We start from the raw sequence: 11671 nt of genomic DNA on the forward strand, positions 1-11671 counted from the left end.
TCAGCCTTCGACAACAGCGAGGATTTCGCTCTCGCCGATAACCAGCAGGTCTTCGCCATCAACTTTCACAGTGTTGCTACCGGAGTAAGGGCCGAAAACAACCTTGTCACCCACTTTCACGGACAGCGCACGTACTTCACCGTTTTCCAGTGCTTTGCCTGGGCCTACAGCGAGTACTTCACCCTGGTTTGGCTTTTCAGCAGCCGAACCTGGCAGGACGATACCGCCAGCGGTTTTCTTTTCTTCTTCGCTGCGACGGACGACGACGCGGTCATGCAGAGGACGAAGCTTCATTGTCGATCTCTCCTAATTGTGGTTTTCATCGGCCGGTGTAGTCCCGGCGGGTTTAACGAATCCGGCGGTGCCGGGTGCGGTTCGTCAAGCGAACCGCGGAAGTCTGTCCGGTGTTGCCACCGGAAACCTTGCGGTGACCCATACATAAGGGCGGACAAGCCGATTACAAGGGCCGGGTATGAAATTTTTTACTTCACGCAGCCAAAAACGAACACGGCACCTGAAGGTGCCGTGTCGCTGGTTTTTACCGAGGGTCGCGGTGTTCGAATTCGCCTTCGATCACGTTGGGCTCGCGGCCCAACGGTTCGCGCGGAGCTGGCCCGCCACGGGGCTGCAGGTCGTCGGCAAAGGCCCGCTGGCGCATCGCCTGCTCTTCGGCGCGCTGGCGCATTTTATTGGCCAGCATCCGACGGGTGAATGGCAACAGCATGAGCAGGCCCAGCACGTCGCTGATGAAACCAGGCAGGATCAACAGACCGCCACCCAACGCCAGCATCAGGCCTTCAAGCATGGTCTGGGCAGGCAGCTCGCCTCGGTTCAGGCTTTCACGGGCACGCAATGCCGTGGCGAGGCCGGCGATACGCAGCACGAACACGCCGAGCATCGAGCCGAGAATGACCAGCAACAGCGCCGGGAAAAACCCGATCGCACCGCTGACCTTGACGAATACGAACAGCTCCAACACCGGGAACAGCAGAAAGAGCAACAAAAAAGGGCGCATCAAATGGTTCCTCAACGCAAGAATGCCTTGCTATGAAACCTTAAATGACGTCGCCCTTTCGTGAATTCAAGCGTCAGCCGCGGTATTTTTCGGCCATTGCTCGGCGTGAGCCAGATAAACCAAGGCTTCGCGTACTTGTGTCGGGGTGTTGCAGGGCTCTTGAAACGCCAGCCAATGCAGGCCCTGGCCAATACGCAGGTGCATGCCTTCGCTGTCGATACCCACCAGTTGCGCCGGTTCGGTGTGCGGCAGGCCGGCGAGATCCACGTAATGGGCGATGGCCTTGGTGTGATCAGCGTTCATGTGCTCGATCATGCTGGCTTCGGCTTTGCCGGCAAAGGGGTTGGCCAGGGTGAGCTGGTCGATCCAATGAATGGCGCCGAAGCCGCCGATGTAACGATGACGCACCGGTTCAAGCACCCAGAAATCGAAATCATGGGCCTTGTGATAGTTCTGCGAGTCAGGGAAGTAGCGGTAATAACGCTCAGCGGCGGCGTCGATGGCGGCGCGGTCTTCCAGTTTCCGGGCCTCGGCCAGGTAGGTCAGGCGCCCGACCGCCTGCACATCTTCGGCACCCCGCTCGCCCACCAGCATCGAACACTTGGGGTCTTTTTGCAGGTTGTGGGTGTGCTGGGCGATGCGGCTGATCAGGATCAGTGGCCGGCCCTGTTCGTCCAGGCAATACGGCACCACGGAGCCGAACGGAAAACCGGGCATGGACTTGGAATGGGTGGAGAGCATTCCACGGTATTCCTTGAGCAGCAATTCTCGGGCATGCTTGGCAGCTTCAACGCTCAATTTATGACTCCTTTGATAGAAACCGTCTTAAAAACGGTCGGGCAACTGGACTCTGTTCCAGTGCGCCAGCGGGGGCAGTTCTCGTGTGCAGCCGGGCTACACCGTCGCAGATCGAGAGGCCTTCAAAAGGACTTCCTTCACCGTTCTGCCACCGGGACATGAGAATGCAACTCACCGACAAAGTAATCATTATCACCGGCGGTTGCCAGGGCTTGGGCCGCTCCATGGCCGAGTATCTGGCTGGCAAAGGCGCAAAGCTCGCCTTGGTCGACCTCAACCAGGAAAAACTCGATCAGGCGGTTGCCGCGTGCGCGGCCAAGGGTGTCGAAGCCCGGGCGTACCTGTGCAACGTCGCCAATGAAGAACAAGTGACCGACATGGTCGCCCGGGTAGCCGAGGATTTCGGCGCGATCCACGGGTTGATCAACAACGCCGGGATCCTGCGCGACGGCCTGCTGCTCAAGGTCAAGGACGGCGAAATGACCAAGATGAGCCTGGCCCAATGGCAGGCGGTGATCGACGTCAACCTCACCGGTGTGTTCCTGTGCACCCGTGAAGTGGCGGCGAAAATGGTCGAGCTGAAGAACAGCGGCGCGATCATCAACATTTCGTCGATCTCCCGCGCCGGCAACGTCGGCCAGACCAACTACTCGGCCGCCAAGGCCGGAGTAGCCGCGGCCACTGTGACCTGGGCCAAGGAACTGGCGCGCTATGGCATCCGTGTCGCCGGCATCGCCCCCGGCTTCATCGAAACCGAGATGACCTTGGGCATGAAACCCGAGGCCCTGGAAAAAATGACCTCGGGGATTCCGCTCAAACGCATGGGCAAGCCTGAGGAGATTGCTCATTCGGCGGCGTACATCTTCGAGAACGACTACTACACCGGTCGGATTTTGGAGATGGATGGTGGGTTGCGGATCTAAGGACCTGCACACAGCCAATGTGGGAGCGAGCTTGCTCGCTCCCACATTGGATGGCGTTTCAAGCATCAATCATCGCTGACAGTGATGTTCGGCATCGCCGGTGATGCGGCCTCTTGCAACACGATCCGCGCGCCCACGTGACGGGCCAGCTCCTGATAGACCATGGCGATCTGGCTGTCCGGCTCGGCGATGACGGTTGGTTTGCCGCCGTCGGCCTGTTCGCGGATCAACATCGACAACGGCAGCGAGGCCAGCAGTTCGACGCCGTACTGGCTCGCCAGCTTCTCCCCACCCCCTTCGCCAAACAGATGCTCGGCATGCCCGCAGTTCGAACAGATATGCACGGCCATGTTTTCCACCACGCCCAGCACCGGAATGTTCACCTTGCGGAACATTTCCACGCCCTTGCGCGCGTCCAACAGGGCCAGGTCCTGAGGCGTGGTGACGATCACCGCACCGGCCACCGGGACTTTCTGCGCCAGGGTCAGCTGGATATCGCCAGTGCCTGGCGGCATGTCGATCACCAGGTAATCCAGGTCGCCCCAGGCGGTTTGCGTCACCAGTTGCAGCAGGGCACCGGAGACCATTGGCCCACGCCAGACCATCGGCGTGTTGTCGTCGGTCAGGAAGGCCATGGACATGACTTCCACGCCATGGGACTGGATCGGCACGAACCATTTCTGGTCCTTGACCTGCGGCCGGGTGCCCTCGGCAACGCCGAACATGATGCCCTGGCTCGGACCGTAGATGTCCGCGTCGAGAATCCCGACCTTCGCCCCTTCACGGGCCAGGGCCAGGGCCAGGTTGGCGGCGGTGGTGGACTTGCCGACGCCGCCCTTGCCCGAGGCCACGGCGATCACGTTCTTGACGTTCGCCAGCCCCGGTACCTGCGCCTGGGCCTTGTGGGCCGCAATCACGCTGGTGACTTCAACCTTGGCGCTGGCGACACCGTCCAGGGACTCGATCGCCATTTGCAGCATCTGCGCCCAACCGTTCTTGAACAGATCGGCGGCGTAGCCGATCTCCAGCTGGACGCTGACACGCTCGCCCTGGATGTCGATGGCGCGCACGCATCCGGCGCTGACCGGGTCCTGGTTCAGATAAGGGTCGGTGTACTGGCGAAGGACGGCTTCCACCGCTGCGCGATTGACGGCGCTCATGGGCAACTCCGATAGCAAGACTTGAAAAACAGGCCGCTATCCTACGCCCCACATGCTGTTGTGGCGACCCGATTACCGCGGTGCGAACACCTTTTGTGCCTGGCTCACACCTTTCGCCATTCCCAACCGATGTATCCGGAAACAGACCCGAAAGGTGAAAAAAAGCCGCCAGCGCTTTATAGTGGCCGACCTCCGTTTCATCAAGTAGCCGAGCCCCATGTCCGAGCCACGCAAGATCCTCGTCACCAGTGCCCTGCCCTATGCCAATGGTTCGATTCACCTCGGCCATATGCTGGAGTACATCCAGACCGATATGTGGGTGCGCTTCCAGAAGCATCGCGGCAACCAATGCATTTATGTCTGCGCCGACGACGCCCACGGTTCGGCCATCATGCTGCGCGCGGAAAAGGAAGGCATCACCCCGGAACAACTGATCGCCAACGTCCAGGCTGAACACAGCGCCGACTTTGCCGAGTTCCTGGTGGACTTCGACAACTTCCACTCCACTCACGCCGAAGAAAACCGCGAGCTGTCGAGCCAGATCTACCTGAAGCTGCGCGACGCCGGGCACATCGCCACCCGTTCGATCACCCAGTATTTCGACCCGGAAAAGAAAATGTTCCTGGCCGACCGCTTTATCAAGGGCACCTGCCCCAAATGCGGCACGGAAGACCAGTACGGCGACAACTGTGAAAAATGCGGCGCCACCTACGCACCGACCGACCTGAAAGACCCGAAATCGGCGATTTCCGGGGCGACGCCGGTGCTCAAGGATTCCCAGCATTTCTTCTTCAAGCTGCCGGATTTCCAGCAAATGCTGCAAACCTGGACCCGCAGCGGCACCCTGCAGGACGCGGTGGCCAACAAGATCGCCGAATGGCTCGACGCCGGCCTGCAACAGTGGGACATCTCCCGCGATGCGCCGTACTTCGGTTTCGAGATCCCCGACGAGCCGGGCAAATATTTCTACGTGTGGCTGGATGCGCCCATCGGCTACATGGCCAGCTTCAAGAACCTCTGCGACCGCACGCCGGAGCTGGACTTCGACGCGTTCTGGGCCAAGGACTCCAGCGCCGAGCTGTACCACTTCATCGGCAAGGACATCGTCAACTTCCACGCGCTGTTCTGGCCCGCCATGCTTGAAGGCGCCGGTTTCCGTAAACCGACCGGCATCAATGTCCACGGCTACCTGACCGTCAACGGCCAGAAAATGTCCAAGTCCCGCGGCACCTTCATCAAGGCCCGGACCTACCTGGACCACCTGTCGCCGGAATACCTGCGCTACTACTACGCGGCCAAGCTCGGCCGTGGCGTCGACGACCTGGACCTGAATCTCGAAGACTTCGTGCAGAAGGTCAACTCCGACCTGGTGGGCAAGGTGGTCAACATCGCCAGCCGCTGCGCCGGTTTTATCCACAAGGGCAACGCCGGTGTCCTGGTAGCCGGCAACGCCGCGCCGGAGCTGACCGACGCCTTCCTGGCCGCGGCGCCAAGCATCGCCGATGCCTATGAGAGCCGCGACTTTGCCCGGGCCATGCGCGAAATCATGGCCTTGGCCGACCGTGCCAATGCCTGGATCGCCGACAAGGCCCCCTGGTCGTTGAACAAACAGGAAGGCAAGCAGGACGAAGTCCAGGCGATCTGCGCCCTGGGCATCAATCTGTTCCGCCAGTTGGTGATTTTCCTCAAGCCGGTGCTGCCGCTGCTGGCCGCCGATGCCGAGGCATTCCTCAACGTCGCGCCGTTGACCTGGAACGATCACCAGACCCTGCTGAGCAACCATCAGTTGAACGAGTTCAAGCCGTTGATGACCCGTATCGACGCCACCAAGGTGCAAGCGATGACCGACGCTTCCAAGGAAGACCTGGCCGCCAGCCAGACCGACACCGGCGCGCCGGCCGGTAACGGCGAACTGGCCAAGGATCCGTTGTCGCCGGAAATCGATTTTGACGCCTTCGCCGCCGTTGACCTGCGCGTGGCATTGATCGTCAAGGCCGAAGCCGTCGAGGGTGCCGACAAGCTGCTGCGCCTGACCCTGGACATCGGCGACGAGCAACGCAACGTGTTCTCCGGCATCAAGAGCGCTTACCCGGACCCAGCCCAGCTCGAAGGCCGGCTGACCATGATGATCGCCAACCTCAAGCCACGCAAAATGCGCTTCGGTGTTTCCGAAGGCATGGTGATGGCGGCAGGCCCCGGCGGTGAGGAAATCTACCTGCTGAGCCCCGACAGCGGCGCCAAGCCGGGTCAGCGGATCAAGTAAAGGACTGCGCGTTGCACCGATCCCACAGTCGCCTTGCAGGCGGCTGTGGGATTTTCATATCTGGCCCACCCTGCCCGCGTGCCGGATAATGCCTAATCTTGTAACAGGCCTTTTATCGCCGGCACGCCCATGACCGAATTTGCTCTCACATTGTTCAGCGCCGCCCTGATCAACAACCTCGTGTTGCACTGGCCGCTGGGCGTCGATCCACTGCTGGCGACGAACGCCAGAAGGCAAGTACACGCCTTGGGCCTGGCGACGGCGTGCCTGATGCTGATTGTCGGCACCTTGGGCTATCTGCTGGATCATTGGTTGCTGGCTCCGGCAAACCTGACATCCCTGCGGTTGCTTGCATGGCTGTCCTTGAGCGTGTTGTTGATCGGGCCAGTGCTGCGTCTGCTGGCGCGCTGGCTGCCGGCATTGCCGTTCGAGGGCCTGTGGCCACTGTTGCTTGGCAATGCCGGCATACTGGGCGTCACGTTGCTCAACAGCCAGGATGACCAGGGCCTGGGCCAGGCCATCGCCTTGAGCCTGGGTGGCGGGCTGGGATTCTGGCTGGTGTTGAGCCTGTTCGATGATCTGCGCCAGCGCACCTTCAATAACGATATTCCCTTGCCCTTTCGGGGCCTGCCGATTCAGTTGATCAGCGCCGGACTGATGGCGGTGGCATTTCTCGGTTTGCGCGGGCTGGTCAAAACATGAGTCTGATTCAACGTATCGACGCCCTGCTGCCGCAGACCCAATGCGGCAAGTGTGGCCACCCCGGGTGCAAGCCCTACGCCGAGGGTATCGCCCAGGGCGAGCCGATCAACAAATGCCCGCCCGGCGGGCGTGAAACCATCGCGGCCCTGGCCGACCTGATGAAAATACCGGTATTGGAACTGGACGCCAGCCGTGGTCCAGCCCCCGCGCAGATCGCCTTTATCCGTGAAGCTGAATGCATCGGTTGCACCAAGTGCATTCAGGCATGTCCGGTGGACGCGATTGTCGGCGCGGCGAAGTTGATGCACACCGTCCTCATCGACGAATGCACCGGCTGCGATCTTTGCGTGGCGCCCTGCCCGGTCGATTGCATCGAGATGCGGCCCTTGCCGATGGCGAACGTGCTGCCGATTGTCGGCGGCCTGGCCTTCAGCCCCGAAGCGCAACAAGCGCGAGCTGCCAAGCGTAATCACGCCCGGCGGCGTTTCGAACAGCGCAATGCGCGGCTGCGGCGCGAAGAAGAGCAGCGCCAGGCCGAGCGTCTGGCCCGCACCCAGCGCGCGGCCCAGGCTCCGACTCAAACCCTCGATCCCGTACAAGCTGCGCTGGAGCGAGTGCGGGCGCAAAAAGCCGCCAGCGCCGATGCGGCCCTGAAAAAAGCCAAGGTCGATCTGGCCATGAGCCGGGCGCAGTTGAACAAATCCTTGAAAGCGTTCGGCCATCCGCCGACCTTTGAGCAGCAGTCGCAATTGATCCTGCTGCAACGCCAGTTCGAAGCCGCGGAACAAGCCCTGGCTCAACTGGAAAGCAACCCGTCGCCGAGCGCTGCGGCCCCTGCACCAGCGCAAAACGCCGAACTGAAGCGGGCCAAGATCCAACTGGCGATGCGCCGGGCCGAACTCAGCAAGGCCCGGGCTGCGGCGGCATCGGTTGAGCACCTGCAAGCGCTGGAGCAAGCCGTGAAGGACGCCGAACACCAGGTGGACGCCCATGCCGCTCCCTGAGCCCATGGACGAACGGCTGCAGCAAGCGATGAAGCGAGTGCTGCTGGCGACGCTGCCTGGCGTGCTGGCGTTGCTGTGGTTCCATGGCTGGGGCGTGGCGCTCAATCTACTGTTATCCGGCCTCACCGCCCTGGCGGTCGAAGCCTTGGTGTTACGTGTGCGGCGCCGGCCTCTCATGCCTGAACTGAGCGACGGCAGCGCGCTGGTCAGCGCCACGCTGCTGGCCTTGGCCCTGCCGGCGTATTGCCCCTGGTGGCTGACCGTCACGGCGGCCGCCTGCGCCTTACTGTTCGGCAAGCACCTGTGGGGCGGTGTCGGCAGCAACCCGTTCAACCCGGCAATGCTCGGGTACGCCTTGGTGCTGGTGGCGTTCCCCGCCCATATGAGTCATTGGCCCGCGCCCCACGGCGTGGGTTTGCTTGAAGGCTTGCAACAAGTGTTCGGCATGCAGACGGCGCCCGATGCCTGGGCCGGAGCGACCGCGCTGGACAGTCTGCGAACCAACAGGAGCCTGACCATCGACGAATTGTTCGCCAACGATCCGGCGTTCGGGCGTTTCGGTGGCCGAGGTATCGAATGGATCAACCTGGCGTTTTTGGCCGGCGGTCTGTTTCTGCTGCAACAACGCGTGTTCAGTTGGCATGCGCCAATAGGCATGCTGGCCAGCCTGTTCATCGTCAGTTTGTTGTGCTGGAACGGCTCGGGCTCCGACTCCCATGGCTCACCGTTGTTTCATCTGTTCACCGGCGCAACCATGCTCGGCGCATTTTTCATCGTGACCGAACCGGTCTCGGGCGCCAAAGCCGCGCTCGCACGGCTGCTATTTGGCGCAGGCGTGGGGCTGCTGGTTTACCTGATCCGAACGTGGGGTGGTTACCCTGATGGCGTAGCCTTTGCGGTGTTGCTGATGAACCTCGGTGTACCAGCACTGGAGCGGTTTGCCGAGGCGCGACAACGGCGGCAACTGACATGAAAAAACCTGGCGGCGTTGTAATCCTGATCCTGCTGATCAGCCTCGGTATCGGTGCGACTTACCTCGCGCAGCTCAGCACCGCCGGACGCATCGAGGCACAGCAACAAGCGATCGCCAACCGAAGCCTTCTCGAGGTGCTGCCAGCCGAGCAATATGACAACCAGCCATTGGCGCAGCCTGTCATGACGGACCCACTGGCCCTGGCCCATAGCACGCTGCTGGGCGGTTATCTGGCGACCCGCAGCGGCCAGCCAAGCGCTGTGCTGTTACGCAGCCAGGTGCTGGGCTATGAAGGCAGCATCCAATTGCTGATTGCCATCGACCCGCAGGGTCGGTTGCTGGGCGTGAAAACCCTGCGCCAGGCCGAAACACCCGGGCTGGGTGCGGCGATTGCCGGCTGGCCGAACACTTGGTTGCAAACCTTCAACGGTAAATCGCGCCAGGACCCGGACGACAACGGTTGGGCCTTGAAAAAGGACCGCGGGCAGTTCGATCAACTGGCAGGCGCGACGGTGACCTCCCGGGCAGTCCTCCAGGCGATTCACGATGCGTTGCGTTACTTCGACGAACACAAGGCTCAACTGACCGCGGTGGCTAGCGAATGAATAAACCATGGGTACTGACAGGCGGCCTGTTGCTCGTCCCGCTGATCGGTGCGACAAACTCGCTGGCCGGCGCATTGGGGTTATGGCTGGCCTGGGTCGTGATTACCCTCGGCCATGGCTTGGCGATGGGACTTGTCCGGCCCCGCCTGACAGCGTATCAACGGCAGCTCGCCTCCGTCTTGCTGGCCGCCACCCTGACCGCTTGCGCAGGCCTTGCCGCACAGGCCTGGGCGCTGGAATTGTATCGGCCGTTGAGTCTTTATTTTGGCTGGATCGCCTTGAGCTGCGTGGCACTGGAGCATGAGGGGGGCTTCATTGAGCCCCGCTTGCCTGCAAGCCTCAGGCTGGCGGGGCTGTTCGGCCTCTGGATGATCGGCCTGGGCGCCTTGCGCGAGCTGATCGGTAGCAACCTGCCCCTGGCCCTGCTCGCCCCTGGCGGGTTCATTCTGCTCGGCCTGCTGCTGGCGGCTTGCCAGGCGTGGACGGCCGCCAAACCCCATTCAACCATTGAGGAAACGCCGCGCCCATGAACGCCGCAAAACGCCTGGAAATATTTCGCCGTTTTCACGAAGACAACCCGGAACCGAAAACCGAACTGGCCTACTCCTCGCCATTCGAGTTGTTGATCGCGGTGATTCTGTCGGCCCAGTCCACTGACGTCGGCGTCAACAAAGCCACGGCCAAACTGTTTCCGGTGGCCAACACACCGGAGGCGATCCATGCCCTGGGCGTCGAAGGGCTGTCCGAATACATCAAGACCATTGGCTTGTTCAACAGCAAGGCGAAAAACGTCATCGAAACCTGCCGCCTGCTGATCGAGCGCCACGGCAGTGAAATCCCACAGACTCGCGAAGCGCTGGAAGCCCTTCCAGGCGTGGGCCGCAAAACCGCCAACGTCGTGCTCAATACTGCGTTTCGTCAGTTGACCATGGCGGTCGACACCCACATCTTCCGCGTCAGCAACCGCACCGGGCTGGCGCCGGGTAAAAACGTGGTGGAGGTGGAGAAAAAACTGATGAAGTTCGTACCCAAGGAATTTCTCCTGGACTCTCATCACTGGCTCATTCTCCATGGGCGATACGTGTGCCTGGCACGCAAGCCCCGCTGTGGCAGCTGCCGAATCGAAGACTTGTGCGAATACAAGCACAAGACCTCCGACGATTGAGACACTATTGATTTTATCGATCTATCGATTGAAAAAATCTTTTTTACCCGCCCGTGGTTTATCGATATAAGGAGCGCCAATGGCAGTCTTAGCCTGGAGTCGAACCCATGAGTGCTGGCAAAGAACAACTGGATGTAGAAGACGATTTCATCGCCGTTGAGGCTGACGACGCGGAACCTGTGGTCGTGGAAGTGGCGAAAACCAATCTGAGCAAACGCCGCACCATTGATAACCTGCTGGAAGAGCGCCGCTTGCAGAAACAACTGGCCGATTACGATTTTGACCTCTGACACGTAAAAGCCTCCCTGATGGAGGCTTTTTACTGAGTACGCGTGATCGAAAACTCACACCAACCCATTGCGCTGCGCCAGCTCGATCAGATCGACCAGCGAGCGTGCATTGAGTTTCAACAACAAGCGCGTCTTGTAAGTACTGACCGTCTTGTTGCTTAAAAACATCCCATCGGCAATTTCCTTATTGGTTTTTCCGCGCGCCAGTTGCTGCAGAACCATCATCTCTCGCCCAGACAAACGGTCCACCATATCGGACTCGCTGGCGTTGCCAAGACTCGAACGCACCGTATGCAATGCCTGATTGGGAAAGTAGCTGTAACCGGACAGTACTGCCTTTATCGCACTCAACAACTCCGTGAGGTCCTGTTGCTTGCATACATAACCGGCCGCGCCCGTTTGCATGCAGCGCATCGAAAAATGCCCGGGCGCCTGGGAGGTAAGCACCAATACTTTCAGCGGTGAAGGGTTGACAGTCAGGCGCGCGATAACCTCCAACCCGTCCAGTTTCGGAATACCGATATCCAGGATGACAATGTCGGGCGCAAGTTCACGGGCGAGTTGTAAGGCATCGACACCATTGTCCGTTTCGGCAACCACTTCATAACCATGACGCTCCATTAGTAGACGTACAGCAAGACGAATGACGGGATGATCATCCACGATCAGCACTTTATTCATGGGCAAATCCAACTTCGCTGTTCGAATTTTTAGAGCACGCACAATAGCCTAGTCATTTCTACCTTGGCATGCCGCCCCCCCCTGAGTGCTCG

Annotated in this window: 14 protein-coding genes; 9 read left to right on the forward strand and 5 right to left on the reverse strand. The window is 60.6% G+C overall.

Annotated elements, in window-relative coordinates; all coding sequences use genetic code 11:
* From EPZ47_RS23140 to EPZ47_RS23150, 3 genes are all read right to left on the reverse strand, one after another.
* Window positions 1-294, reverse strand: a complete 294-nt coding sequence (locus EPZ47_RS23140) for a co-chaperone GroES (protein WP_024619193.1) — start codon at window positions 292-294, stop codon at window positions 1-3.
* Between the two features lie 244 nt (window positions 295-538).
* A complete protein-coding gene (locus tag EPZ47_RS23145; protein WP_135846854.1) occupies window positions 539-1015 on the reverse strand; it encodes an FxsA family protein in 477 nt (158 codons plus the stop codon).
* A gap of 66 nt (window positions 1016-1081) precedes the next feature.
* On the reverse strand, window positions 1082-1813 hold the full coding sequence (locus EPZ47_RS23150) for a HugZ family pyridoxamine 5'-phosphate oxidase (RefSeq protein ID WP_135846855.1): 732 nt from the start codon (window positions 1811-1813) through the stop codon (window positions 1082-1084).
* Window positions 1814-1977: 164 nt separating this feature from the next.
* Here EPZ47_RS23150 and EPZ47_RS23155 point away from each other — a divergent pair, with 164 nt between their 5' ends.
* The gene (locus tag EPZ47_RS23155) at window positions 1978-2736 is read left to right on the forward strand and encodes an SDR family oxidoreductase (RefSeq protein WP_135846856.1); all 759 of its coding nucleotides are present in this window, start codon (window positions 1978-1980) and stop codon (window positions 2734-2736) included.
* Window positions 2737-2801: 65 nt separating this feature from the next.
* Here EPZ47_RS23155 and apbC read toward each other — a convergent pair whose 3' ends face one another.
* Window positions 2802-3896 (reverse strand): iron-sulfur cluster carrier protein ApbC, encoded by a 1095-nt coding sequence (gene apbC / locus EPZ47_RS23160; RefSeq protein ID WP_135846857.1) that lies wholly within the window; start codon window positions 3894-3896, stop codon window positions 2802-2804.
* Window positions 3897-4113: 217 nt separating this feature from the next.
* Between apbC and metG the strand changes: the two genes are divergently transcribed.
* The 8 genes from metG (at window position 4114) to EPZ47_RS23200 (ending at window position 10898) form a co-directional block, all read left to right on the forward strand.
* The gene (gene metG / locus EPZ47_RS23165) at window positions 4114-6159 is read left to right on the forward strand and encodes a methionine--tRNA ligase (RefSeq protein ID WP_135846858.1); all 2046 of its coding nucleotides are present in this window, start codon (window positions 4114-4116) and stop codon (window positions 6157-6159) included.
* A gap of 129 nt (window positions 6160-6288) precedes the next feature.
* On the forward strand, window positions 6289-6861 hold the full coding sequence (locus EPZ47_RS23170; protein ID WP_135846859.1) for an Rnf-Nqr domain containing protein: 573 nt from the start codon (window positions 6289-6291) through the stop codon (window positions 6859-6861).
* Entirely contained in the window at window positions 6858-7865 is a 1008-nt protein-coding gene (rsxB, locus tag EPZ47_RS23175) for an electron transport complex subunit RsxB (protein WP_135846860.1), read from the forward strand. Before EPZ47_RS23170 ends, rsxB begins: the two co-directional genes overlap by 4 nt.
* The gene (locus EPZ47_RS23180; RefSeq protein WP_135846861.1) at window positions 7852-8838 is read left to right on the forward strand and encodes an RnfABCDGE type electron transport complex subunit D; all 987 of its coding nucleotides are present in this window, start codon (window positions 7852-7854) and stop codon (window positions 8836-8838) included. Before rsxB ends, EPZ47_RS23180 begins: the two co-directional genes overlap by 14 nt.
* Window positions 8835-9443: an RnfABCDGE type electron transport complex subunit G gene (locus EPZ47_RS23185; RefSeq protein WP_135846862.1), complete on the forward strand. Its 609-nt coding sequence runs from the start codon at window positions 8835-8837 to the stop codon at window positions 9441-9443. The genes EPZ47_RS23180 and EPZ47_RS23185 overlap by 4 nt, the downstream gene beginning before the upstream one ends.
* Window positions 9440-9973: an Rnf-Nqr domain containing protein gene (locus EPZ47_RS23190; protein WP_135846863.1), complete on the forward strand. Its 534-nt coding sequence runs from the start codon at window positions 9440-9442 to the stop codon at window positions 9971-9973. The genes EPZ47_RS23185 and EPZ47_RS23190 overlap by 4 nt, the downstream gene beginning before the upstream one ends.
* Window positions 9970-10608, forward strand: a complete 639-nt coding sequence (nth, locus tag EPZ47_RS23195; RefSeq protein WP_135846864.1) for an endonuclease III — start codon at window positions 9970-9972, stop codon at window positions 10606-10608. The genes EPZ47_RS23190 and nth overlap by 4 nt, the downstream gene beginning before the upstream one ends.
* A gap of 107 nt (window positions 10609-10715) precedes the next feature.
* Complete coding sequence (locus EPZ47_RS23200; protein ID WP_135846865.1) at window positions 10716-10898, forward strand: PA3496 family putative envelope integrity protein; 183 nt, start codon at window positions 10716-10718, stop codon at window positions 10896-10898.
* Window positions 10899-10952: 54 nt separating this feature from the next.
* Here EPZ47_RS23200 and EPZ47_RS23205 read toward each other — a convergent pair whose 3' ends face one another.
* Complete coding sequence (locus EPZ47_RS23205; protein ID WP_135846866.1) at window positions 10953-11579, reverse strand: response regulator transcription factor; 627 nt, start codon at window positions 11577-11579, stop codon at window positions 10953-10955.
* Between the last annotated feature and the right edge of the window lie 92 nt (window positions 11580-11671).

Source organism: Pseudomonas viciae (assembly GCF_004786035.1).
Taxonomy (GTDB): domain Bacteria; phylum Pseudomonadota; class Gammaproteobacteria; order Pseudomonadales; family Pseudomonadaceae; genus Aquipseudomonas; species Aquipseudomonas viciae.